This window comes from Citrobacter sp. Cpo109 (assembly GCF_030332565.1).
In the GTDB taxonomy this organism is placed as follows: domain Bacteria; phylum Pseudomonadota; class Gammaproteobacteria; order Enterobacterales; family Enterobacteriaceae; genus Citrobacter; species Citrobacter portucalensis.
This window is the reverse complement of sequence record NZ_JAOWHQ010000066.1, coordinates 25,455-50,230: the sequence shown is the minus strand read 5'-3', so window position 1 is coordinate 50,230 and position 24,776 is coordinate 25,455. Positions and strand designations below refer to the sequence as shown.

Annotated in this window: 25 protein-coding genes; 19 read left to right on the top strand and 6 right to left on the bottom strand. The window is 53.7% G+C overall.

Going from position 1 to position 24,776, the window contains the following annotated elements; genetic code table 11:
* Nucleotides 1-99: 99 nt before the first annotated feature.
* Nucleotides 100-933, bottom strand: a complete 834-nt coding sequence (locus OGY71_RS16385; protein WP_003827115.1) for an EamA family transporter — start codon at nt 931-933, stop codon at nt 100-102.
* Nucleotides 934-1,056: 123 nt separating this feature from the next.
* A complete protein-coding gene (tisB, locus tag OGY71_RS16380; RefSeq protein WP_003023909.1) occupies nt 1,057-1,146 on the bottom strand; it encodes a type I toxin-antitoxin system toxin TisB in 90 nt (29 codons plus the stop codon).
* Nucleotides 1,147-1,668: 522 nt separating this feature from the next.
* Here tisB and ivbL point away from each other — a divergent pair.
* From ivbL to ilvN, 3 genes are all read left to right on the top strand, one after another.
* On the top strand, nt 1,669-1,767 hold the full coding sequence (ivbL, locus tag OGY71_RS16375; RefSeq protein WP_003827118.1) for an ilvB operon leader peptide IvbL: 99 nt from the start codon (nt 1,669-1,671) through the stop codon (nt 1,765-1,767).
* Nucleotides 1,768-1,874: 107 nt separating this feature from the next.
* A complete protein-coding gene (gene ilvB / locus OGY71_RS16370) occupies nt 1,875-3,563 on the top strand; it encodes an acetolactate synthase large subunit (RefSeq protein WP_240389501.1) in 1,689 nt (562 codons plus the stop codon).
* A 3-nt stretch (nt 3,564-3,566) separates the two neighbouring features.
* A complete protein-coding gene (gene ilvN / locus OGY71_RS16365) occupies nt 3,567-3,857 on the top strand; it encodes an acetolactate synthase small subunit (RefSeq protein ID WP_003023914.1) in 291 nt (96 codons plus the stop codon).
* Between the two features lies 1 nt (nt 3,858).
* Here ilvN and OGY71_RS16360 read toward each other — a convergent pair whose 3' ends face one another.
* Nucleotides 3,859-4,644: a DeoR family transcriptional regulator gene (locus tag OGY71_RS16360; RefSeq protein WP_286613473.1), complete on the bottom strand. Its 786-nt coding sequence runs from the start codon at nt 4,642-4,644 to the stop codon at nt 3,859-3,861.
* 324 nt (nt 4,645-4,968) lie between these two features.
* On the opposite strand from OGY71_RS16360, the gene rbsK reads away from it, so the two are divergent.
* From rbsK to uhpT, 7 genes are all read left to right on the top strand, one after another.
* Nucleotides 4,969-5,889, top strand: a complete 921-nt coding sequence (gene rbsK, locus OGY71_RS16355; protein ID WP_149335688.1) for a ribokinase — start codon at nt 4,969-4,971, stop codon at nt 5,887-5,889.
* A 27-nt stretch (nt 5,890-5,916) separates the two neighbouring features.
* Nucleotides 5,917-7,233, top strand: coding sequence for an L-fucose:H+ symporter permease (gene fucP / locus OGY71_RS16350; protein ID WP_003827126.1), 1,317 nt, complete (start codon nt 5,917-5,919; stop codon nt 7,231-7,233).
* 11 nt (nt 7,234-7,244) lie between these two features.
* The gene (locus OGY71_RS16345) at nt 7,245-8,258 is read left to right on the top strand and encodes an aldose 1-epimerase family protein (protein ID WP_149384356.1); all 1,014 of its coding nucleotides are present in this window, start codon (nt 7,245-7,247) and stop codon (nt 8,256-8,258) included.
* A 153-nt stretch (nt 8,259-8,411) separates the two neighbouring features.
* Nucleotides 8,412-9,005 (top strand): response regulator transcription factor UhpA, encoded by a 594-nt coding sequence (uhpA, locus tag OGY71_RS16340; RefSeq protein ID WP_126317196.1) that lies wholly within the window; start codon nt 8,412-8,414, stop codon nt 9,003-9,005.
* Nucleotides 9,002-10,504 carry a signal transduction histidine-protein kinase/phosphatase UhpB gene (gene uhpB / locus OGY71_RS16335; RefSeq protein ID WP_063941188.1) on the top strand — a complete coding sequence of 501 codons (1,503 nt, stop codon included), beginning with the start codon at nt 9,002-9,004 and terminating at the stop codon, nt 10,502-10,504. The genes uhpA and uhpB overlap by 4 nt, the downstream gene beginning before the upstream one ends.
* A gap of 9 nt (nt 10,505-10,513) precedes the next feature.
* Nucleotides 10,514-11,842, top strand: a complete 1,329-nt coding sequence (locus OGY71_RS16330; RefSeq protein WP_003827135.1) for an MFS transporter — start codon at nt 10,514-10,516, stop codon at nt 11,840-11,842.
* A gap of 142 nt (nt 11,843-11,984) precedes the next feature.
* Nucleotides 11,985-13,376: a hexose-6-phosphate:phosphate antiporter UhpT gene (gene uhpT / locus OGY71_RS16325; RefSeq protein ID WP_003827137.1), complete on the top strand. Its 1,392-nt coding sequence runs from the start codon at nt 11,985-11,987 to the stop codon at nt 13,374-13,376.
* 47 nt (nt 13,377-13,423) lie between these two features.
* On the opposite strand, the gene OGY71_RS16320 is transcribed toward uhpT, so the two are convergent.
* Nucleotides 13,424-14,329: a LysR family transcriptional regulator gene (locus OGY71_RS16320; protein ID WP_149335686.1), complete on the bottom strand. Its 906-nt coding sequence runs from the start codon at nt 14,327-14,329 to the stop codon at nt 13,424-13,426.
* Between the two features lie 105 nt (nt 14,330-14,434).
* Between OGY71_RS16320 and OGY71_RS16315 the strand changes: the two genes are divergently transcribed.
* The 3 genes from OGY71_RS16315 (at nt 14,435) to nepI (ending at nt 16,846) form a co-directional block, all read left to right on the top strand.
* Nucleotides 14,435-14,887 carry a DUF1198 family protein gene (locus OGY71_RS16315; RefSeq protein WP_286613472.1) on the top strand — a complete coding sequence of 151 codons (453 nt, stop codon included), beginning with the start codon at nt 14,435-14,437 and terminating at the stop codon, nt 14,885-14,887.
* Between the two features lie 99 nt (nt 14,888-14,986).
* On the top strand, nt 14,987-15,511 hold the full coding sequence (locus tag OGY71_RS16310; RefSeq protein ID WP_003827143.1) for an SRPBCC domain-containing protein: 525 nt from the start codon (nt 14,987-14,989) through the stop codon (nt 15,509-15,511).
* A 141-nt stretch (nt 15,512-15,652) separates the two neighbouring features.
* Nucleotides 15,653-16,846 carry a purine ribonucleoside efflux pump NepI gene (gene nepI / locus OGY71_RS16305; RefSeq protein WP_003827145.1) on the top strand — a complete coding sequence of 398 codons (1,194 nt, stop codon included), beginning with the start codon at nt 15,653-15,655 and terminating at the stop codon, nt 16,844-16,846.
* Nucleotides 16,847-16,892: 46 nt separating this feature from the next.
* Here nepI and gmuD read toward each other — a convergent pair whose 3' ends face one another.
* Both gmuD and OGY71_RS16295 read right to left on the bottom strand, forming a co-directional pair.
* Nucleotides 16,893-18,275, bottom strand: a complete 1,383-nt coding sequence (gene gmuD, locus OGY71_RS16300) for a 6-phospho-beta-glucosidase GmuD (protein ID WP_003827147.1) — start codon at nt 18,273-18,275, stop codon at nt 16,893-16,895.
* Between the two features lie 94 nt (nt 18,276-18,369).
* Nucleotides 18,370-18,663 (bottom strand): YicS family protein, encoded by a 294-nt coding sequence (locus OGY71_RS16295; RefSeq protein WP_003827149.1) that lies wholly within the window; start codon nt 18,661-18,663, stop codon nt 18,370-18,372.
* Nucleotides 18,664-18,793: 130 nt separating this feature from the next.
* On the opposite strand from OGY71_RS16295, the gene OGY71_RS16290 reads away from it, so the two are divergent.
* The 6 genes from OGY71_RS16290 (at nt 18,794) to OGY71_RS16265 (ending at nt 24,775) form a co-directional block, all read left to right on the top strand.
* Nucleotides 18,794-19,210 carry a GNAT family N-acetyltransferase gene (locus OGY71_RS16290; RefSeq protein WP_003827152.1) on the top strand — a complete coding sequence of 139 codons (417 nt, stop codon included), beginning with the start codon at nt 18,794-18,796 and terminating at the stop codon, nt 19,208-19,210.
* 90 nt (nt 19,211-19,300) lie between these two features.
* Complete coding sequence (gene dagR / locus OGY71_RS16285; protein ID WP_003827153.1) at nt 19,301-22,099, top strand: transcriptional regulator DagR; 2,799 nt, start codon at nt 19,301-19,303, stop codon at nt 22,097-22,099.
* A gap of 120 nt (nt 22,100-22,219) precedes the next feature.
* Nucleotides 22,220-22,645 (top strand): PTS sugar transporter subunit IIA, encoded by a 426-nt coding sequence (locus OGY71_RS16280; RefSeq protein WP_003827155.1) that lies wholly within the window; start codon nt 22,220-22,222, stop codon nt 22,643-22,645.
* A 12-nt stretch (nt 22,646-22,657) separates the two neighbouring features.
* Nucleotides 22,658-23,143 (top strand): PTS sugar transporter subunit IIB, encoded by a 486-nt coding sequence (locus OGY71_RS16275; RefSeq protein ID WP_003023959.1) that lies wholly within the window; start codon nt 22,658-22,660, stop codon nt 23,141-23,143.
* A 25-nt stretch (nt 23,144-23,168) separates the two neighbouring features.
* The gene (locus OGY71_RS16270) at nt 23,169-23,918 is read left to right on the top strand and encodes a PTS mannose/fructose/sorbose/N-acetylgalactosamine transporter subunit IIC (protein WP_003023960.1); all 750 of its coding nucleotides are present in this window, start codon (nt 23,169-23,171) and stop codon (nt 23,916-23,918) included.
* Nucleotides 23,915-24,775 carry a PTS system mannose/fructose/sorbose family transporter subunit IID gene (locus OGY71_RS16265; protein WP_005121522.1) on the top strand — a complete coding sequence of 287 codons (861 nt, stop codon included), beginning with the start codon at nt 23,915-23,917 and terminating at the stop codon, nt 24,773-24,775. Before OGY71_RS16270 ends, OGY71_RS16265 begins: the two co-directional genes overlap by 4 nt.
* Nucleotide 24,776 lies beyond the last annotated feature (1 nt).

Genomic DNA, 24,776 nt, shown 5'->3' with positions numbered 1-24,776 from the left:
AGGCCAGATAGTGGGCTGGAATGTTTAAACGATGAACGGCAGGAAATGTAAACAAAAAGCGGCAACAAATGTTGCCGGATTGCATCGGGTTTACAGAGGTCATGATAAGCGTAGCAAAACTGCGCCTATGGCAATGCCTCCAGCCGCAACAAGACGTATTCCGGCAACCTTCTCTTTCAGTAGCAGCCACGCGAGCAGCGCGCCAAACAGGATGGAAGTTTCACGCAGCGCAGCGACTACCGCCAACGGAGCCTGAGTCATGGCCCACAGCGCCAGACCGTAAGAACCCATTGTGCCAATTCCGCCAAGAATACCTTTCTTCCACTGCTGTACCAGATAGCGTGACGCTTCCCGGCGTCGGGCAATCATCGCCCAGCCCAGCAGGCAGGAGCCGTTCAGAAAGAAGGTCCACAGCGTATAACCCAGCGCGGTTTCTGATAAACGTACGCCGGTGCCATCAACCAGCGTATATCCGGCGATAAAGCAGGCGTTAATGAGCGCCAGCACGATCCCGCGTTGCGAGCTGCTGCGTCCGTTAAACGCCATGCCGAGGATCGCCAGACAGATCGTGGCAATCCCCACCCAGGCTAGAACAGAGAGGCTATCGCCAAGAAACAGGACGCTGATAATTGCGACCAGCAGCGGCGCTGTGCCGCGCATTAACGGATAGGTCTGGCTCATATCCGAAACCTGATAGGTTTTGGCGACCAGGACGGTATATACAATTTGCAACACAGTTGAGACGGCTAAAAACGGCAGGCTGGCGGCGGAAGGTTGCGGCGCAAAGGGTAAGCAAATCAATGCCATAATTGCAGCAGAACCGCTGACACCGATCGCTGAGTACAGTTTATCGTTTCCAGCTTTAACAATGGCATTCCAGCTGGCATGCAACAGCGCGGCGAACAGCAAAATGCAGAAAACAGAAAGCGTCATGGTGGAATTCTTCCCTGAGAATGTCATAAAAACGTAACATATTGGCGCGACACAAGCACCAGGGAGAAGGTGAAAGGGGAGCGGAGTGTTACCCGCCCCCCTTAGGTGCGACTTGAATCTGAATTACTTAACGTATTTCAGAACGGCATCAAGTAGTTGCAGTGCTGCAACAATGAGTTTGAGGATAAGAATAGCGATATCCACGAGGCTCATACGCTCTCCTTTTGGTACAAGGAGCACGGTGCTGACGTACCTCGCCGCTGCCTGTTGCCAGCACCTTTGTTGACATAACACAGTGTGCTCACACGGGGGTTAAGGCGCTGACGGCACCACCCGTTTCAGCCAGGACTTTGATGCGCCAGTTTACGATGCGGCCCCCGCATAACACCTTGCGTACCGAGACATTATAGATAAATACTGTATAAATTAACAGTATTTTATGGATGTTACGCTATTCATGTTCCATACTCAAAACCATCAAAATTCGTGCCGAAATTGCGTGTTCTTCGCAGAACGCGTATACTTTTTTCGTTGACATAACACAGTGTGTTCGGCGGCTACCAACCGCACAGCACTGAAAAAAACCTCGCTCCGGCGGGGTTTTTTGTTTTTCAGCAATGCACAACGAAATGTGATCATTGACGCATTTTTATGCAGATGAAAATTTTTCCATTGTCACGCTGAAAAACCTGTGTTTGTATAAATCCAGTTAATCAACAAACAGACAGGTCCCTAATGAACCCTTCCATGCTGACTGCGACCCTACTAAAAACTGCGCCATCTCGCGCAGCGGTCGTCGTGCGTGTGGTGGTGGTCGTCGGCAATGCGCCGTAGGGTCCGAATCAACACACGATTCCAAAACCCCGCCGGCGCAAACCGGGCGGGGTTTTTCGTTTCAGAGACCTGCCCGGAGCAAAGGCCCAGAATAAAAGGACTGGAGCATGGCAAGTTCGGGCATAACATCCAAGCGTACGCGTTTTACGGGCGCAGAATTCATCGTTCATTTCCTGGAACGCCAGGGTATTCAGGTTGTTACCGGTATTCCCGGCGGATCGATTCTTCCCGTCTATGACGCCTTAAGTCAAAGCACGCAAATCCGTCATATCCTGGCGCGCCACGAGCAAGGAGCAGGGTTTATCGCGCAGGGAATGGCGAGAACTGATGGCAAACCCGCCGTCTGTATGGCCTGCAGCGGACCGGGTGCAACCAATCTGGTGACCGCCATTGCCGATGCGCGTCTGGATTCCATCCCGCTGGTGTGTATCACCGGGCAGGTTCCGGCTTCAATGATCGGCACCGACGCCTTCCAGGAAGTCGACACCTACGGCATCTCTATCCCCATCACTAAGCACAACTATCTGGTCCGCCATATCAGTGAATTACCGCAGGTCATGAGCGATGCGTTCCGCATTGCGCAGTCTGGACGTCCAGGCCCGGTGTGGATAGACATTCCTAAGGATATTCAAACCGCCGTTTTTGACATTGAAGAGATGCCGGAGCCTGCACAGAAAATGGAGGCACCAGCGTTCAGCCAGGACAGCATTCGCGATGCCGCAGCCATGATTAACGCCGCACAGCGTCCGGTGCTGTACCTCGGCGGCGGCGTGATTAACGCACCTGAGCGCGTGCGCGAACTGGCAGAAAAAGCGACGCTGCCCACCACCATGACCTTAATGGCGCTCGGTATGCTGCCGAAAGCGCATCCGCTGTCGTTAGGCATGCTGGGCATGCACGGCGCTCGCAGCACTAACTTTATTCTGCAAGAAGCGGATTTATTGATTGTTCTGGGCGCACGTTTTGATGACCGGGCGATTGGTAAAACCGAGCAGTTCTGCCCGAACGCCAAAATCATTCACGTGGATATCGACCGCGCGGAGCTGGGTAAAATCAAACAACCGCACGTGGCGATTCAGGCGGATGTCGATGAGGTGCTGGCGCAATTGATCCCATTAATTGACGCGCAGCCGCGAGAGTCGTGGCATCAGACGGTGGCCGATTTACAACGTGAATTCCCTTGCACTATTCCGCAGGAAAGCGACCCGCTCAGCCATTATGGATTGATCAACGCCGTGGCTGCCTGCGTAGACGACAGCGCCATTATCACCACCGACGTAGGCCAGCATCAGATGTGGGCGGCACAGGCTTATCCGCTGAACCGTCCGCGTCAGTGGCTGACCTCCGGCGGTCTGGGGACCATGGGCTTTGGCCTGCCAGCGGCAATTGGTGCAGCGCTGGCCAATCCAGACAAAAAAGTGCTGTGCTTCTCCGGCGACGGCAGCCTGATGATGAATATTCAGGAAATGGCGACAGCCAGCGAAAATCAGCTGGATATTAAAATCATCCTGATGAATAACGAAGCGTTGGGTCTTGTATATCAGCAGCAGAGTTTGTTCTATAAGCAGGGTGTTTTTGCCGCGACCTATCCGGGGATGATTAACTTTATGCAGATAGCCGCCGGGTTTGGTCTCGAAACCTGCGATCTGAATAACGAAGCGGACCCACAGGCAGCGTTGCAGGAGATTATTAATCGCCCTGGACCTGCGCTGATCCACGTGCGCATCGATGCCGAACAGAAAGTGTACCCGATGGTGCCGCCGGGTGCGGCAAACACAGAAATGGTGGGGGAATAAGCCATGCAACAGCAGACTCATGACAACGTAATCCTGGAACTCACCGTACGCAACCATCCGGGCGTAATGACTCACGTTTGCGGGCTGTTCGCCCGCCGCGCGTTCAACGTAGAAGGCATTCTCTGTCTACCGATTCAGGACAGCGATAAGAGCCGCATCTGGCTACTGGTCAACGACGATCAACGTCTTGAGCAGATGATAAGCCAGATCGACAAGCTGGAAGATGTGGTGAAAGTGGCCCGCAACCAGTCCGATCCGTCGATGTTTAACAAAATCACCGTGTTCTTTGAGTAAGTTAGTCGCCGTCTGAATCCGGGGTGATCACTTTGACAGAGCTGTTCCGGCAGTGGGTTGCGTAATCTGCCGGTAACGGACGGTCGCTTATCAGTACGTCAAAGGTGGAGAGTGGACCAATGCTGGCGGGGGCGACCTCATCGAACAGGGCGTGGCGCGTCAGCAGAATTTTGCGTAATCCGCGTTCCATCGCTTTGCGTTTTGTGGCCAGATCGTCCGGATTGAACCAGCTAACGCCGAAATGCTCATGGACTCCGCTGGCGGAGATAAAGACTTTCCGTGGGTTGAGTGCATCCAGCGGGGAGGGATTGCTGGTGTCGTAAAAGGCGTCACTTTTCGCCCGGTAGGTCCCCCCGCAAAGAATCGCTGTGGCGTTGGGCTTTTCATTTAGCGCTACGAACACCCGGTGCGAGTAGCAAATCCCGGTAAAGGAAATATCGTCCGGGATCATGCTGACCACCAACGGCATTTCCGCACCATTATCAAAAAAGACCAGATCATTTTCACTTACCAGTCCCGCAGCCAGAATGGCAACCGGTAAATCGTCGCGGTGATACTGTTTTTGCGCGGGGAGTGGCGCGTTAACGATGGCGGCAGGTTTGTTCACCATCACAATGTAACCACCGAGCAGCGTGAGCGGTAACGGCTCGTCATCCTGACTGAGATCCCGACGAATAGTCATCACGGAAACTTCCAGCATTCGTGCCGCCTCTTTCAGATGGATTCGGTCGGTCTTCTTCAACAATTCCATCAGACGTCGAATACGTTCTTTTTGCTTAGTTTCCATGTGCTTCTCCACGAATCATGTTCCCATGTTCCTTCAGTAACATTTTTGTGTTTCTGAGAACATGGCATTGCCGCATTACTATACGTCTGACTATTCGGAAATAAAAGCGTGTTTTTTCACGTTTTATTGATTATATCCAGTTAACTTTCAGTCAATTGTAAGCAACTTCATCATTTGTAGTGTGATGTGGATGCAACATTTAGCGCAATAAATAAACAACAAAATGATCTTCCAATCGCGATCCTAGTCACAAATGATACGAAAGTAACATGATAATGTTATTTTAATATCATTGTTGTGTGATTGTTTCTGAGAGGTAGTAAAATGGATATCGCGGTTATTGGCTCCAACATGGTGGATCTCATCACCTACATCAACCAGATGCCCAAAGAAGGGGAAACGCTGGAAGCACCGGCGTTCAAAATTGGCTGCGGGGGCAAAGGCGCAAATCAGGCCGTTGCGGCCGCTAAGCTCAATTCTAAAGTGCTGATGCTGACAAAAGTCGGTGATGATATTTTTGCGGATAACACTATTCGCAATCTTGAATCCTGGGGAATTAATACCACCTATGTCGAAAAGGTACCCTGCACCAGCAGCGGTGTCGCACCGATCTTTGTTAATGCGAACTCCAGCAACAGTATTCTGATTATTAAAGGAGCGAACAAATTTCTCTCCCCGGAAGATATCAATCGTGCGGCGGAAGATCTGAAAAAATGTCAGCTTATTGTCCTGCAACTGGAAGTGCAGCTGGAAACCGTTTATCACGCGATTGAATTTGGCAAAAAACACGGTATTGAAGTGTTACTAAATCCCGCCCCTGCATTACGGGAATTAGATATGTCTTATGCCTGTAAATGTGATTTTTTTGTGCCGAATGAAACCGAGTTGGAAATATTAACCGGTATGCCAGTGGATACTTATGACCATATTCGCGCAGCGGCACGTTCTCTGGTTGATAAAGGTCTGAACAATATTATCGTCACCATGGGTGAGAAAGGTGCGCTGTGGATGACGCGTGACCAGGAAGTCCATGTTCCAGCGTTTAAAGTGAACGCTGTCGATACCAGTGGCGCAGGCGACGCTTTCATCGGTTGTTTTGCTCACTATTACGTTCAAAGCGGTGATGTGGAAGCCGCCATGAAAAAAGCCGCTCTCTTCGCTGCTTTCAGCGTTACCGGGAAAGGCACTCAATCATCTTATCCAAGCATCGAACAATTTAATGAGTTTCTTACCTTAAACGAATAATACTCCTGCACTGTAAAAGGTAGCACTATGAACGATAAAAACATCATTCAGATGCCTGACGGCTATTTGAATAAGACCCCTCTGTTCCAGTTTATTTTGTTATCCTGTTTATTCCCGTTATGGGGATGCGCAGCCGCATTAAATGATATTCTGATTACGCAATTCAAAAGCGTATTTTCACTCAGCAACTTTGCCTCGGCATTAGTTCAGAGTGCCTTTTATGGCGGTTATTTTTTAATTGCGATTCCAGCATCTCTGGTGATTAAAAAGACCAGTTATAAAGTCGCCATCTTAATGGGGCTGACCCTTTATATCGTTGGGTGTACGCTCTTCTTCCCGGCATCGCACATGGCCACCTACACCATGTTCCTTGCGGCGATTTTCGCGATTGCGATTGGTCTGAGCTTCCTGGAAACAGCAGCCAACACCTACAGCTCAATGATCGGCCCAAAAGCGTATGCCACTTTACGCCTGAACATCAGTCAGACTTTTTATCCTATTGGTGCGGCTGCTGGCATTCTGCTAGGTAAATATCTGGTCTTCTCTGAGGGCGAAAGCCTGGAAAAACAGATGGCCGGGATGAACGCTGAGCAGATCCATAACTTTAAAGTGTTGATGCTGGAAAATACCCTTGAGCCATACAAGTACATGATTATGGTACTGGTTGTTGTGATGGTGTTATTCCTCCTGACTCGCTTCCCTACATGTAAAGTCGCGCAAACCACGAGTCATAAACGCCCGTCAGCGATGGATACACTGCGTTATCTGGCCAGCAATGCCCGTTTCCGTCGTGGAATTGTGGCGCAATTTCTTTATGTGGGGATGCAGGTCGCGGTGTGGTCATTCACCATCCGTCTGGCACTGGAATTAGGTGATATCAACGAGCGCGACGCCTCAACCTTCATGGTCTATAGCTTCGCCTGCTTCTTTATCGGCAAGTTTATCGCCAACATTTTGATGACGCGCTTCAATCCGGAAAAAGTGCTGATTCTCTATTCCATTATTGGTGCGCTGTTCCTCGTCTATGTTGCACTGGCGCCAAGCTTCAGCGCTGTGTATGTCGCAGTGCTGGTGAGTGTCCTGTTTGGACCCTGCTGGGCGACAATCTATGCGGGTACGCTTGATACCGTGGATAACGAGCATACCGAAATGGCAGGTGCCGTCATTGTCATGGCGATTGTCGGTGCGGCGGTGGTTCCGGCGATTCAGGGCTATGTGGCCGATATGTTCCATTCATTGCAACTTTCGTTCCTGGTCTCCATGCTGTGCTTCGTGTACGTCGGTATCTACTTCTGGCGTGAAAGCAAAGTGCGCAACAACCTGGCTGAAGCGACAGTTTCCTGAGGAGAGTGAGCATGACAACACGTATAACGCTGTGGCGGGAACTCTTTGCAGAGCATCCGCGAATCTTACTGAAGAATAGCGACTTCACGGTTACCGCATTTCGTTACGCCAGTGGAGTGGAAGGGCTGAAGGTAGAAAACAGTCGTGGACATCTGGTTATTCTGCCCTGGATGGGGCAGATGATCTGGGATGCTCAGTTTGATGGCCATGACCTGACCATGCGTAACATGTTCAGTCAGCCGAAACCGGCGGCGGAAGTGGTGGCGACCTACGGCTGTTTTGCCTTCCACTCAGGTCTGTTGGCAAATGGCTGCCCATCACCAGAGGATTCACATCCTTTGCACGGTGAAATGGCTTGTGCCGCGATGGATGAAGCCTGGCTGGAGCTGGAGGGTGAGAATTTGCGCGTGGGCGGACGCTATGAGTATGTGATGGGGTTCGGTCATCATTATCAGGCACATCCTGCGGTGGTAATGCACAAAGCGAGCGCGCTGTTTGATATTCAGATGGCGGTTACCAACCTTGCCTCAGTGGCAATGCCGTTGCAGTACATGTGCCATATGAACTATGCCTACGTACCGGAAGCCACCTTCAGCCAGAATATTCCGGATGAGGCCATGAAGCTGCGTGAGTCGATACCCGCGCATGTTAAACCGACTGAGCAGTGGCTGGCGTTTAATCAGCGGATTGTACAGGGCGAGGCTTCTCTGGCGCGGCTCAATGAACCCCATTTTTACGATCCGGAAATTGTCTTCTTTGCTGACCAATTGGACAGGTACACCGATAAGCCAGAATTTAGCATGATCGCGCCTGATGGCACCACATTCGTTACGCGTTTCTCCAGCACGGAGCTGAATTATGTGACGCGTTGGATCCTCTACAACGGCGATCAGCAGGTTGCGGCATTCGCCTTGCCTGCAACCTGTCGACCTGAAGGATTCCTGGCAGCACAACGCAATGGCACCTTGATTGAAATAGAACCGCAGCACACCCGGACATTTACAGTCACAACTGGCATAGCCTGATCGCTCAAGGCTTGAACACCAAAGCACTTATCGTTAAGGTAAGCGCTTTTGCTGGGTGGCGGCATTAATGCCTTATCCGGCCTACAACGGCACCCGCCCGTAGGCCTGATAAGCGTAGCGCCATCAGGCATGCCTTAGCGCCAGGATGAACCCATGATTACCGTTGCCCTTATTGACGACCACCTCATCGTCCGCTCCGGCTTTGCCCAACTGCTGGGGCTGGAACCTGATTTGCAGGTGGTCGCTGAGTTTGGCTCAGGCAGTGAGGCGCTGGCGGGATTACCGGGACGCGGCGTGCAGGTGTGTATCTGCGACATCTCTATGCCTGATATCTCCGGTCTTGAACTGTTAGGCCAGTTGCCAAAAGGAATGGCGATTATCATGCTCTCTGTCCACGACAGCCCGGCACTGGTGGAGCAGGCGCTCAACGCGGGCGCGCGTGGTTTCCTTTCTAAACGTTGTAGCCCGGATGAGCTGATCGCGGCGGTGCATACCGTAGCGACCGGCGGCTGTTACCTGACGCCGGACATCGCCGTCAAACTGGCGGCCGGTCGTCAGGATCCGCTCACCAAACGCGAACGTCAGGTGGCGGAAAAACTGGCGCAAGGTATGGCGGTCAAAGAGATTGCCGCTGAACTGGGTCTGTCGCCGAAAACGGTGCACGTGCATCGCGCCAACCTGATGGAAAAGCTGGGGGTCAGCAACGACGTCGAACTGGCCCGCCGGATGTTTGACGGCTGGCAATGAACACGCTCTGTTCCCGGTTAATCACCGTTGTTGCCTGCTTCTTTATCTTCTCTGCCGCGTGGTTTTGCCTGTGGAGCATCAGCCTGCATCTGGTTGAGCGCCCGGAGCTGGCGGTACTGCTGTTTCCGTTTGGTCTGCGTCTGGGGTTGATGCTGCAATGTCCGCGCGGCTACTGGCCGGTGCTGCTGGGCGCGGAATGGCTGCTTCTTTTCTGGCTGGCGCAGGAAGTGGCGCTGGCCCATTTACCACTTTTGATGATCGGCAGCTTCCTCACGTTACTCCCGGTGATGTTGATTTCGCGATACCGCCATCAGCGCGACTGGCGCACGCTGCTGTTGCAGGGCGCGGCGCTTACGGCGGCGGCGTTGCTGCAATCGCTGCCCTGGCTTGGGCAAGGCGAAGAGGCGTGGAACGCGCTGCTGCTGACGCTCACCGGCGGATTAACGCTGGCGCCGATCTGCCTGGTGTTCTGGCACTATCTGACCAGCACGACCTGGCTGCCGCTGGGCCCGGCGGTGGTGTCGCAGCCGGTGAACTGGCGCGGGCGGCATCTGGTCTGGTACCTGCTGCTGTTTAGCGTCAGCCTGTGGCTACAGCTCGGGTTACCCGCCGAGCTTTCGCGCTTCACGCCGTTTTGCCTCGCGTTGCCGATCATTGCGCTGGCCTGGCACTACGGCTGGCAGGGGGCACTGATTGCGACGCTGATGAACGCCATCGCGCTGATTGCCAGCCAGACCTGGCACGATCATCCCGTCGATCTGTTGCTCTCGCTGCTGGTGCAAAGCCTGACCGGGCTGCTGCTCGGCGCGGGTATTCAGCGTCTGCGCGAACTTAACCAGTCGCTGCAAAATGAATTAGCACGCAACCATCGTCTGGCGGAACGCCTGCTGGAGACCGAGGAGAGCGTGCGCCGTGATGTGGCGCGCGAACTGCACGATGATATCGGCCAGACCATCACCGCCATTCGCACTCAGGCGGGCATTGTCCAGCGGCTGGCGCCGGAAAACGCAGGGGTGAAGCGCAGCGGGGCGCACATCGAACAACTTTCTCTCGGCGTGTACGATTCGGTGCGTCGCTTGTTAGGCCGCCTGCGACCACGTCAACTGGACGATCTCACGCTGGAGCAGGCCATCCGCTCACTGATGCGCGAAATGGAGCTGGAAAGCCGTGGCATCGTCAGCCATCTCGACTGGCGAATTGATGAATCTGCACTTAGCGAAAGCCAGCGGGTGACGCTGTTTCGCGTCTGTCAGGAAGGGCTGAACAACATCGTTAAGCACGCCAACGCCAGCGCGGTGACGCTTCAGGGCTGGCAACATGATGAACGGCTAATGCTGGTGATTGAGGACGACGGCAGCGGCCTGCCGCCGGGGTCGAATCAACAGGGATTTGGCCTTACGGGGATGCGTGAACGGATTAGCGCCCTCGGTGGGTCGCTCTCGATTTCCTGTACGCACGGCACGCGGGTCAACGTGTCGTTACCCCAGCGATATGTGTAAGGCGCGGTCATGTTTTCGTTTTTAAAAGCTCCGGCCAGTGCGCCGCTCATTACTGATAAGCGCGAAGTGGATGCCCGCTACCGCTACTGGCGGCGGCATATCCTGACCACCATCTGGCTCGGCTACGCGCTGTTCTATTTCACACGCAAAAGCTTCAACGCTGCGGTGCCGGATATTCTGACCAGCGGTGTACTGACCCGCAGCGACATTGGGCTGCTGGCGACGCTGTTTTACATTACCTACGGCCTGTCGAAGTTTGTTTCCGGTATCGTCAGCGACCGATCCAACGCTCGCTATTTTATGGGCATCGGACTGATTGCCACCGGCGTGGTAAACATTCTGTTTGGATTTTCCACCTCGCTATGGGCCTTTGCGGTGCTGTGGGCGCTGAACGCCTTTTTCCAGGGCTGGGGATCGCCGGTCTGCGCGCGTTTATTGACCGCGTGGTATTCGCGTACCGAGCGCGGCGGCTGGTGGGCGCTATGGAACACCGCGCACAACGTCGGCGGGGCGCTGATCCCTATCGTGATGGCGGCAACAGCGCTGCACTACGGCTGGCGCGCCGGGATGATGATCGCTGGGCTGCTGGCGATTGTGGTGGGGATTTTTCTCTGCTGGCGGCTGCGAGACAGGCCGCAGGCGATTGGTCTGCCGCCGATTGGCGACTGGCGGCATGACGAACTGGAAATTGCCCAACAGCAGGAAGGTGCTGGGCTGAGCCGCAAAGAGATCCTCACCCGTTATGTGCTACTGAATCCTTATATCTGGCTGCTGTCACTGTGTTATGTGCTGGTGTACGTGGTCCGTGCCGCGATTAACGACTGGGGCAATCTGTACATGTCGGAGACGCTCGGCGTGGATCTGGTGACCGCCAATACCGCCGTGACAATGTTTGAGCTGGGCGGATTTGTTGGCGCGCTGGTGGCGGGTTGGGGTTCGGACAAGCTGTTTAACGGCAACCGCGGTCCAATGAACCTGATTTTCGCCGCCGGAATTTTGCTCTCCGTTGGCTCGCTGTGGCTGATGCCGTTCGCCAGCTATGTGATGCAGGCCGCGTGCTTCTTCACCACCGGATTCTTCGTCTTCGGCCCGCAGATGCTGATCGGCATGGCGGCGGCGGAGTGTTCGCACAAAGAGGCGGCGGGCGCGGCAACCGGATTTGTCGGGCTGTTTGCTTATCTGGGGGCATCGCTCTCCGGCTGGCCGCTGGCGAAGGTGATGGAGGTCTGGCACTGGACCGGATTCTTTGTGGTGATCGCTATTGCGGCGGGAATTTCCGCGCTGCTGCTGCTGCCGTTTTTAAACGCCCAGGCTCCGCGCGAACTCAACGAAGCGTGATGTACCTCACCTTTTTGCCCCGAGTGAAGCAAAACTAAGAAATTTTCCCGGTTTCACCTGGACGCTGTCTCAGGCGCGTCTTCCGGCTGATTTTTACAATGCCTGCCATTCGCAGGTATAAAAATTAGCTCGGGAGTGTCAAATGCTGGCCTTTCTAAACCAGGTGCGCAAGCCGACCCTGGATCTGCCGCTCGATGTGCGGCGCAAAATGTGGTTCAAACCATTCATGCAGTCCTATCTGGTGGTCTTTATCGGCTACCTGACCATGTACCTGATCCGCAAAAACTTCAACATCGCGCAGAACGACATGATCTCCACCTACGGGCTGAGCATGACGCAGCTGGGGATGATTGGCCTGGGCTTCTCCATCACCTACGGCGTGGGTAAAACTCTGGTTTCCTACTACGCGGATGGCAAAAACACCAAGCAGTTCCTGCCGTTTATGCTGATCCTCTCCGCCATCTGTATGCTTGGCTTCAGCGCCAGCATGGGCGCGGGTTCAACCAGCCTGTTTTTGATGATCGCTTTCTACGCTCTGAGCGGTTTCTTCCAGAGTACTGGCGGCTCATGTAGCTATTCCACCATTACTAAATGGACGCCGCGTCGCAAGCGGGGTTCTTACCTCGGTATGTGGAATATCTCCCACAACCTCGGCGGTGCGGGTGCAGCGGGCGTGGCGCTGTTTGGCGCTAACTATCTGTTCGACGGTCACGTCATCGGTATGTTTATCTTCCCGTCGATTATTGCTCTGATTGTTGGCTTTATCGGCCTGCGCTACGGCAGCGACTCCCCGGAATCTTATGGCCTCGGTAAAGCCGAAGAGCTGTTCGGTGAGGAGATCAGCGAAGAAGACAAAGAAACCGAAGAAAACGAGATGACCAAATGGCAGATCTTTGTTGAGTACGTGCTGAAAAACAAAGTGATCTGGCTGTTATGTTTCTCGAACATCTTCCTGTACGTAGTGCGTATCGGTATCGACCAGTGGTCCACAGTCTACGCCTTCCAGGAGCTGAAGCTCTCCAAAGAAGTGGCGATTCAGGGCTTTACCCTGTTTGAAGTGGGCGCCCTGGTTGGCACGCTGATGTGGGGTTGGCTCTCCGACCTGGCAAACGGTCGTCGTGCGCTGGTGGCCTGTGTAGCGCTGGCGTTGATTATCGCCACCCTGGGCATTTATCAGCACGCCAGCAACCAGTACGTTTATCTGGCTTCGCTGTTTGCGCTGGGCTTCCTGGTGTTTGGTCCACAGCTGTTAATCGGCGTTGCGGCAGTCGGATTTGTGCCGAAAAAAGCGATCGGCGCAGCCGATGGGATTAAAGGCACTTTCGCTTATCTGATTGGTGACAGCTTCGCCAAGCTCGGTCTGGGGATGATTGCCGACGGCACGCCGATTTTCGGGCTGACCGGCTGGGCGGGCACTTTCGCCGCGCTGGATGCTGCCGCCATCGGTTGTATCTGTCTGATGGCCATCGTGGCCGTGTTTGAAGAACGTAAAATTCGCCGCGAGAAAAAGATTCAACAATTGAAAGTAGCTTAAGTTAAGTGTGCATTGGTAACTTTTGCCCGCCTTAATGGCGGGCTTTTTTATGCTCTCAACTGGCTGGTTTCATGTACCAGATTGCGCAGCCACTGATGAGCGGCATCGCGGTGCGTGCGTTCATGCCAGGCCATGCTTTTTGTAAAACCGGTTATGGGCAGCGGGGGCGGTAAAACGTGCATACGGGGGTCGTCATACGCCAGACGGGCAGGAACAACGGCAATCATATCGCTGATAGCGAGGATGTCCGGCAATACCAGGAAGCTGCTAACCGACAAACCAATCTGCCGTTGGCGTCCGACGCTTGCCAGTGCCTCATCGGTGACGCCCCAGAAACTTTCACCCTCATAAGAAACCAGCACATGCTCCAGCGCGCAGAAGCGATCGAGCGTCAGCGGTTGCCCCGCATCAGGATGCGCATGACGCATGAGACAAACGTACTCTTCATCATATAACGCCCGGCTATGCAGGTTGTCGGGCGTGGAATCCGGCGTCAGCAACGCCAGGTCGATTTTCCCCTGCTCAAACTGTGTGGTGAGCAGCACTGGCTCAACCGGGATCACTCGTACACGAATGCCCGGTGCGCGCACGCGAAGCGCGGCAATAAATGGCACGATAACCGCTTTGAGCGCGTAATCCGTAGCGGCGACGGTAAAGGTGAGCGCTGCGGTGAGCGGGTCAAATCGTGTCGGTTTAAGCAGGATATCAATGTCGCTGAGGATCTGTTTGACCGGGGCGGCCAACTGTTGGGCACGCAGCGTCGGAACAATGCCATGCGGTGTGCGACTAAACAGCGGATCGTCAAAATAGTCGCGCAGGCGGTTGAGCATACCGCTTACCGCAGGCTGGGTGAGCGACAGCCGCTGCGCCGCCCGGGTTACGCTGCGTTCATCCAGCAGGGCATCCAGCGTTTTTAACAGATTGAGATCGAGCGTTCTGATATCAGATTTCATGATGTCTGCCTGCGAGTTCGATAAGTCACATTATGACACGTTCAGTCGTCGACAGAGGTGAATTTGCCGCTATGATGGGCGTCCTGTCTGGTAATGGATGTGCGCATGATTTGGATAATGCTGGCCACGCTGGTGGTTGTTTTTGTGGTGGGATTTCGGGTGCTAACGTTCGGGTCGCGGCGGGCAATTCGCCGTCTGAGCGAGCGGCTGAACATTGATGTCGTGCCGGTAGAATCGATGATCGATCAGATGGGAAAAGTACAGGGTGAGGCTTTTTTACAGTACCTCCATCGTCCTGATGAATCGCATCTACAAAATGCTGCCCAGGTGCTGTTGATCTGGCAAATCGTTATTGTCGACGGCAGTGAGCAGAACTTGTTGCAATGGCACCGCTGGCTGCAAAAAGCCCGGCTGGCTGCACCGATTACCGACGCGCAGGTGCGTCTGGCGCTCGGTTTTCTGCGCGAGATGGAGCCGGATATGCAGGAGCTTAATGCGTTCCAGATGCGCTATAACGCCTTTTTCCAGCCCGAGGATGGCGTGCACTGGCTGCACTGATATCAAAATTTATGATGACGACTATTTTGAATCGTCATTATCTTTATATCTTACGCGAAAGCATGATGTACCTCGTTAACTCACACGACGAGGTACATCATGAATCAAGCGACTCAACAACGTGCAATTATCTGGCCTGCAGCGTATCTGCCGGGGACGACTGATAACTTTGCCTCAAATGAAATTATCGTTGCCGGACTGAGCGCCCGTGCCGTCTGGGCACAGCTTAATGACACAACGCGCTGGCCGACGTATTACAGCAACGTGGCGGATATCCGTTTTCACGACGGTTCCGGTCCATTGTTAAGCATGGATGCCCGTTTTCGTTTTACGACTTTTGGTTTCCCCATCGAAGCGCAAATCACCGAGTATGTGCCGCCGGTTGACGGTCAGGCCGCGCGTGTTGCCTGGCATGGCTGGGCGGAAGGCGACGCCACTACACGTCTGGATGTGATCCACGCCTGGCTCTTTGAGGATTTACCCGGCGGGCGCGTACGTATTCTGACCCAGGAATCACAAATTGGCGTTCCGGCACAAGAACTGGCACGTACGCTGCCCAATCCGATGATAAACGGTCATCAGGAGTGGATAACCGGCCTGGCCCGGGCTGCGCGTGACGCTTAATTGAGCCAGAAAGGGCACTCTGTCCTGGGCTGGATAAGGCGCAGCCGATCTCTGGTGAATAGTTGTCAAAACGTTAAATACGTCACAAATTTAATGTTACACTGCGTAACTTTTCTACAATAACCCCACGCAGGTAACAAAATGAGTGAAGCTGTTGAACAAAAATCCCGCGCTGAGGCAAATTCCCGCCCGAACTGGTCGGCGGTATTTGCCGTGGCGTTCTGCGTTGCCTGCCTGATAACCGTTGAATTTCTCCCCGTTAGCCTGTTAACGCCGATGGCGCAGGATTTGGGGATTTCTGAAGGCGTGGCCGGACAATCGGTGACCGTGACGGCATTTGTCGCCATGTTCGCCAGCCTGTTTGTGACGCAAATTATTCAGGCGACCGATCGTCGCTATGTGGTGATCCTGTTTTCGGTGCTACTGACGCTTTCCTGTCTGCTGGTTTCCTTTGCCAATTCTTTTTCGCTGCTGCTCGTTGGCCGCGCCTGCCTCGGTCTGGCGCTTGGCGGCTTCTGGGCGATGTCGGCGTCGCTGACCATGCGTCTGGTTCCTGCACGTACGGTGCCGAAAGCGCTGTCGGTTATTTTTGGCGCGGTCTCTATTGCGCTGGTAATTGCCGCGCCGCTGGGGAGCTTTTTGGGCGGTATTATCGGCTGGCGTAACGTGTTTAATGCGGCGGCGGTAATGGGCGTGCTGTGCACGATTTGGGTGGTGAGAGCGTTGCCTTCGCTGCCTGGTGAACCTTCACATCAGAAACAAAATATGTTCAGCCTGTTGCAGCGTCCAGGGGTGATGGCCGGGATGATTGCCATATTCATGTCCTTTGCCGGGCAGTTCGCCTTCTTTACCTATATTCGCCCGATCTATATGAATCTGGCGGGCTTTGACGTTGATGGCTTGACGCTGGTGCTGCTGAGCTTCGGCATTGCCAGTTTTGTTGGTACGTCGTTCTCGTCGATGATTCTGAAGCGTTCGGTCAAACTGGCGTTAGCCGGTGCGCCACTGGTGCTGGCGCTCAGTGCGCTGGTCCTGATCCTGTGGGGCAGCGACAAAGTGGTGGCGGCGGGTATTGCGATTATCTGGGGACTGTTGTTTGCGCTGGTACCGGTCGGCTGGTCGACGTGGATCACCCGTTCGCTTGCCGATCAGGCAGAAAAAGCCGGATCCGTCCAGGTCGCCGTGATCCAACTTGCCAATACCTGCGGGGCTGCGGTGGGAGGCTATGCGCTCGATACCCTCGGACTGCTGTCACCTCTGATGATTTCCGGCAGCCTGATGCTGCTGACGGCGCTTCTGGTGGCCGCAAAAGTACGCATAAAAGATATGCAATAAACTAAAACACGGTATGCCGGATCGCTATCCGGCATCCTGGTTGGTTTTAATTAAAACCATTATTTTCGGTGGTCTGGGCAAACCATTCGCCGCTCTTTTTCACCGTGCGTTTTTGCGTTGCTAAATCTAACTGAACAAAACCGTAGCGGTTTTTATATCCGTTGAGCCATGACCAGTTATCAATAAAGGTCCACATATGGTAGCCAAGACAATTACAGCCTTCGCTAATGCCTTTATGTAGCCATTTAAGATGCTCAGAAACAAATTCAATACGGTAGCTGTCGTTGATTTGCTCTTGCTGAATAAAACGCTGCTCATTCTCGACACCCATACCGTTTTCAGAAATAAAACAGCGCGGGTTGCCATAATTATCACGCAGATTGGTAATAATATCGTAAATACCCGGCTCATAAATTTCCCAGCCACGGTAGGGGTTCATTTTCCGCCCCGGCATTTCGTAATAATCAAACAGCCACTCCGGCATAAACGGTGCATCCGGGTTGACGGCGCTATCGCGGCATTTCACGCGACGCGGCTGATAGTAGTTGATGCCGAGCAGGTCGATTTTTCCCTCGGCGATTAACTGGCTGTCGCCTGGCTGGCATGCCGGTAATTGATCGTTCTCTTTCAGCAGTTCAACCAGATCCGCCGGATATTCACCCTTCAGCACCGGGTCAAGGAAACTGCGGTTAAACAGCAGATCCGCATAGTGTGCGGCTTTCACATCCGCCGGATTTTGTGAGCGCGGGTAGGAAGGCGTTAAATTCAGCACCACGCCGATTTCACCGTCATGGTTTGCGGCACGATATGCCCGAACCGCCGTCGAATGCGCCAGTATGGTGTGATACGCCACGGTAGCTGCACGTTTGAAATCCACCACATTAGGGTAATGGAAGTCATACAGATAGCCGCCTTCAACCGGGACAATGGGCTCGTTAAAGGTAAACCAGTGCTTAACCCGGTTGCCGAACAATGTAAAACACGTTTGTGCATAGCGGCCAAACGCCTCGACCACTTCACGGTTTTCCCAGCCGCCTTTCTCCTGCATCACCATCGGCATGTCGAAGTGGAACAGGGTGATAAATGGCGTAATGCCTTGTGCCAGCAGCTCGTCGATGACGTTGTTATAGAACTCGACGGCTTCAGGATTAACCTCGCCGGTACCGTCCGGGATCAGGCGCGACCAGCTCAGAGACGTACGGAAGCTGTTGTGCTTCAGCTGTTTGAGCAGTGCGATGTCCTGTTTCCAGTGCTGATAAAAGGTCGAGGTAGTTGCCGGGCCAACTCCCTGATGGAAACGACCTGGCTGACGATCGAACCACACGTCCCACGTGGTCTGGCTTTTGCCGCCGTTCAGGCTATCCCCTTCGGTTTGCAGTGCCGAACAGGCACTGCCCCACCAGAAGTTTTCTGGAAAACGGTATCGCATTGTTGTTGCTCCATTGCTATTTATACGTTCTGGCAACAATACGTGTTTTTGCGATACAGAAACCGGTTACAGTACTCATTTCTCAACCAAATGCCTATAAATCCGGGCATTCAACTTTGCCAAGCGCTTCCCAGTAGTTGTTTTGATTGTTTCTTTGAATTGCCAGAATGGCTTCGCGGATGTGCTGCTGATTACGCGTATCAGCCATAATCGTTTTTTCCCACACCTCATCCGATGGTGACCCTTGCGGGGTGCAAATCTTACGTAAATCCTTCATAACGGTATTCTTTTCGTGTACAGCCTGCAGACTGCCATAAGCCGAGTCGGCTTGCGCCAGACCGGGTAGCGTGAAAAGGACGGCAATAATCGGAAAAATGACTCGTTTCATGATAATAATCCTTGTTGTCTATGCGCATCATCTCAAGAGTAAGTGTAGACGGCATACGACTCACTCATCACCCTGTGTTAATGTCTAAAAATAAATCAGCCAGAAGTTGTAGTTATTTCAGGAGGATAGGATGCAAATACAGATTACAGATACGATTACCGAAGACGATCAAAATGCCCTACTTGCCGGATTGCGCGCTTACAACCGGCAGTTTCTTAGAACCACCAATTTTGGCGACCTGGCGGTGTACTGGCGCGATGAGCGCAATGACATTCTGGGTGGGCTGATCGGCAAAATCAAAGGCGAATGGCTGTGCATTGATTTTCTGTGGATGCATGACTCGCTGCGCAAAGGCGGTTACGGCACAAAATTGATGCAGGCCGCAGAACAGACGGCGCGTGAGAGAGGATGCCTGCATGCGCTGGTGGATACCATGAGTTTCCAGGCGCTGCCGTTTTATCAGAAAAACGGCTATCAGCTGCAAATGACCCTCGATAACTTCCCGGAAACCGGTTCCGCGCGCCATTATTTGTCGAAAACGTTTTGATGACCGGAAGGTCTGGATGCCGCCTCACTTTCTTGAGCAGCAGAATAGTGTATGTTCTGAACAATCATTTATTTCTTAAGCGGTAAAGAGATGAGACGGATTGAGATAATACTGGGAGAGCTGGAACGGCTGACGCGAGGCCTGAATCTTGCCCATCTGGCGCAGGAAACCGCGTTCACAGCGGAGGCCATCGGCTTTAACCTCGGGCTGGCGCGCAACTCAGTCAGTAAAGATCTCAATCAGCTCTGGAACGACGGCCTGGCGATTAAAAGCCGCGGGCGTCCGGTATTCTTTCTGCATCGTCAGGCGATTGAAACGCTGCTGGGGCGCAAACTGGATGAGTCCGAGCGTGAAGTGCAAACCGTTGCCGACCTGTTGCCTGTTCAGGAAAACCAGGCGACTGACGATCCCTTTTCCAGCCTGATTGGTTACGATCGCAGCCTGCGCGATGCGGTGGAAAAAGGCCGCGCGGCGGTGCTGTATCCCCACGGGCTACATGTTCTGCTGACCGGTCCCTCCGGCGTGGGTAAAACCTTTTTTGCCGAACTGATGCACCGTTTCGCCTGCGAACGTGCAGCGGGAACGCCTCCACCGCTGGTCTATTTCAACTGCGCGGAATACGCGCATAACCCGGAGCTGCTCTCATCGCACCTGTTTGGTCATCGACAGGGAGCGTTTACCGGTGCAAACGAGAATAAACCCGGTCTGGTCGAACAGGCTGATGGCGGCTATCTCCTGCTCGATGAAGTGCATCGTCTGCCGTATGAAGGTCAGGAAAAGCTGTTCTCTATTCTCGACAAAGGTGAATACCGGCCGCTGGGTTCAAGCGCCGTGGCGCGTTCAATCTCGGTTCGCCTGATATGTGCGACCACCGAACCGGTAAGTTCGGCGTTGCTGCGCACTTTCCAGCGACGTATTCAGGTATGTATCGATCTCCCCGGCATTCGCCAGCGTTCGGTGGAAGAGCAGGTTGAGCTGATCGTTGGTTTCTTACAGCGTGAGAGCCGCAAAATCGAGCGTACGATAAGCATCGACCGTACCCTGCTGCTCTGGCTGCTGAACAAGCCGCTGGAAGGCAATATTGGTCAGCTCAAGAGCGACATTCAGTTTCTCTGCGCCCAGGCCTGGGCCTCGGGGATGACGGAGCACAGTGATACGCTACAGCTGGATAAACGTCTGACCGAGATCCCCTTTAACGCCACGCCTGAACAACGTCTGTTGGTTGGGGCGCTGTTCGAAGGCAAAGAACACCTGAGCATCGATGCCCGCACGTTGCCGGCACTGAAAAATTCGCTGGCCACCGGAGCCGAAATTGAAGAGAGCGATCTCTTTTACAGCTTCCTGACCCGGGAATACATCAACCTGCGTAACAGCAACGTACCGCCAGCCGAAACGCTGGCAATCCTCAAAAACAAGCTCAGCTCGATTTTTGAATATGGTCTCTACAGCCGCGACAGCGTGGCGCATCCCCCGCGCTATGGCGATCAGATTGAAGAGCGGGTCACGCTGCTGATCGGTTGCGTTGAGCAGGTGCTTGGTTTTACGCTGCCGGAAAATCTGGTTAACCCGCTGCGCAAACACTTTCTGGCGCTGATTGGCTACGTGCAGCGCGGCCTTATTCCGCAACTTTATTCTTCCAGCCTGATCCTCGATCGCTGCAAAGATGAATATGAAAACGCCACGCTGTTATGCCGAAAAATCAATGAACTGCTGCATATTCAGTGTCCGGCGACGGAGGTGGTCTGGCTGTGCCTGTTCCTCAAAGAGTGCCGCCATTACCGCCAACGGATTGACGCCAGTCCTGACTGCGGGGTGATTTTGATTGCCCACGGCGCGACGACCGCCACAAGCCAGGCGCAGTACGTGAATCGCGTGCTGGAGCGCGAGGTGTTCAGCGCTATTGATATGCCTTTCGAGCAGTCGGTGCATGACACGCTGGAGGCCCTGACGCAGATGATCCAGACCCGGCAATATCGCCGATTGATCCTGATGGTGGATATTGGCTCGCTGGTCCATTTTGGCAGTACGATCAGCAAATTATTCCAGATAGACGTTCTGCTGATGCCCAATATCACGCTCACCAGTCTGCTGGAGATAGGGCTGGATTTAAGCTACGAAACCAGTGACTTACCGCAGCTGGCGGCGTTGATGCAGAGCAAAAATATTCCCTGTCAGCTCTGTACGCCGCAGCAGGAAAACAGCGGTAAAGTGCTGGTTATCTCCTGCATCACCGGGATGGGAACGGCAGAAAAAATCAAAAAGGTGCTGGAAGAGAGCTTCGGCGAACTGATGTCGCAGGATACGCGGATGGTGATCCTCGATTACAACGAAGTTCGCAGCCTGGAACGTGTTCAGCAGGCGATTAACGCCAGTGAACGTCTGGCGGGAATCGTGGGTACTTTCCAGCCGGGACTGCCGGATATTCCGTTTATCTCGCTCGAAGAGTTGTTCTCTGAGCAAGGCCCCGAGCTGGTGCTCAGCCTGCTGACGCCAGATCTCTCCAGCAGCGAACGCCGACTGGAGATGGAGCGCAGCGCGATGCGCTTTATCAGCGCGTTGACCATGGAGAGCATCATTAACCATATTTCGGTGCTCAACCCACAGCGTATTCTGAAAGAGATGGAAGGTGTGTTGAATCATCTGACCACTGCGCTTTCGCTGAAACCGAGCCGCCAGGTGACACTGCGCTTCCTGATCCACTGCTGCTGTATGGTCGAGCGTATCGTGATTAACCGCAAACCGTTACAGATGGCGCTGGAGAACAAGCCGGATCTGGATATTCGTGCGTTTAGTGTCATTAAATCGGCTTTCCTGCCGATCGAAGAGGCCTATGCCATTCGGTTATCGGACGCGGAATATTTTTATATCTACGAACTGTTGTATAGCTAATCCCTTGTCTGGTGGGGCTTTGCGCCCCGCCAACACCCACAATTCCCCCGCGTGACACAAATTCTGGCACAGCCTTTGCTCTGTTTACCTATGTCTATGTAATCGAGCCAGGAGGCCATTTTGACTACCACTGAATCCTTGCCCCAGATCCTGCTGCTGACCCATGGCGGCTGGGGGCAACAGCTTTGCAACAGCCTGCGCATGGTGATGGGTGAAATCAAAGGCGTGACGGAAATTCCGCTAATGCCCGTTGATACGCTCGGCGAATTTTATCAGCGCGTCGAAGCCGTAGTGAAAGCTATGCCGGAAGGCTCACTGATCCTGACTGATTTTATTGGCGGCACCACGTCTAACGTGGCGGCACGGCTGAGCGCCGATTACCCGGTGGCAGTGATTTCCGGGCTCAACGCCTCTTTGTTACTGGAGGCGCTCGACAAACGCGAGCATGGCCAACTGACCACCTGCGTGGCCGATCTGGTCGAGGCCGGGCGTAGTAGCTGCCTGGACGTTGTTGCCCACGTACGTCAATTACAACAATCACAATAAGGAATAAACATCATGGCAAACATCGTTTTATGTCGTATCGATAGCCGTCTGATTCATGGACAAGTGGTGACCAAATGGGTTGGGCAATCTCAGGCAAATCGGATTGCAGTGGTCAGCGATGAGCTGGATGCCGATCCGTTTATGAAAAATATCTACCTGATGGCCGCGCCGCCGAACATCAAAGTGGATTGTTTCGGTAACCAAAGTTTTGCGGCTGCCTGGAAAGAAAACCAGCTTGGTGACGGCAAAGTGCTGGTGCTGTTCCCCTCTCTGGCGGCGGTTCAGGAAGCGGTCCAGTTGGGTTTTGATGTCACCACCATTCAGGTCGGTGGGCTGGGCGGTGGGCCAAACCGCAAAGCGGTATTCCAGAACATTACGCTGGATGAAAAAGACGTCGGCATTCTGAGCGACCTGAAAAATCGTGGGATTCAGGTGTTCTTCCAGACTATCCCGGAAGATAAGCCGCAGTCGCTGGACGATATCCTGAAAAAATTCTAATTCTTTGATAACAGGGTACTTAATTATGGATACTTTAGTCTTCGCAAGCCTGATGGGGTTGTATTACTGGTTTGCCCGATTACGCCTTGGCTACACCTTCTCCGCCATGCTGCTACAGCCAGTGGTGATTGCCGTATTCGTTGGTCTGCTGTTAGGCAACATGGAAACGGCGATGATCATCGGTGCAGGTATGCAGTTGGTTTATCTCGGCGTGACCTCCACGCCAGGCGGCAACGTCCCGTCGGATCCGGCGCTGGCTGCCTGCATTTCAATTCCGATCGCCGTGAAGGCCGGAATGGACCCGAACCTGGCTATCGCACTGGCGATCCCTTTTGGCGTTATCGGCGTGTTCCTCGACCAGTTGCGCCGCACGCTAAACGCAGCGTGGGTACATATGGCCGACAAGCATGCGGAAACGGCAAACATGGCGGGCATTATGCGCTGTGCGTTCCTCTACCCGGCGTTGCTCGGACTGGTACTGCGTTTCCCGGTGGTCTTCGCCGCCAACTATTTTGGTCAGGACGTTGTGGAAAGCTTCCTTAAGCTGATGCCGCACTGGCTGACGCACTCCTTTGAAATTATGGGCGGCATTCTGCCGGCGCTGGGCTTCGCCATCACCATTATGGTGATCGGTAAAAAGAGCCTGCTGCCATGGTTTATCGGCGGTTTCTTTGCGGTGCTGTACCTAAAGGTAGACATCATGGCGATGGCAATCTTTGGTACCTGCGTGGCCTTCCTCATTAAAGGTCTGGCGAAAAATGAAGGAGCAGCATGATGAGCAGCGACGTAATGCAGCATGAACTGGTGGAGCGCGCGCGTGAAAGCGGCACGTTGACCAAAGCAGACATCACCAAAGCATGGTTTATCTACTGGCTAGGCGCGGAAGTTTCCAGCTCCTATGAGCGTTTGCAAAGCCTTATTTTCTGCGCCTCAATGACGCCGATCATCAAAAAACTCTACCCGCAAAAAGAGGAGCAGGTTGAAGCGCTGAAACGCCATTTGAACTTCTTCAACTCGGAGCAGACGTTCGGGGCGGTGATTCAGGGGATCTCCATTGCGATGGAGGAACAGAAAACCCGCGGCGAGCCGATCAGCGACGCCTCAATTACCGGGATTAAAACCGGGTTGATGGGACCACTGGCCGGGATGGGGGACTCCATCATCTGGGCCGCCGTGATGCCGCTGTTAATTGCTATATTCATCCCGTTTGCGGCGAATGGCAGCGCGATGGGCGGAATTGTACCGTTAATTCTCTATCCTGCTATTACGCTGGCAATCAGCTATGGCATGGTTCACAAAGGCTATACGCTGGGGCGTGACTCGATAATTGGCCTGCTGCAGGGAGGGCGAATAAAGGAACTTATCTACGGCGCTAACGTGCTGGGTTTGATCATGATGGGCGCGCTTTCTGCAAGCTACGTCAAGATCACCACGCCGTTAAAACTTAGCGCCCTGAAAGGCTCTGAAGTGGTGGTCCAGCAAATCCTCGACTCTATTGCACCCGGCCTGTTGCCGCTGGCGGCGGTGTTCGCCATCTATTTCTATCTGGTGAAGAAAGGGCCGCGTTACACAACGATTTTACTGTCGATTGTCGCGCTCAGCGTGGTCTGTTCGCTGCTGGGAGTGCTGTAAG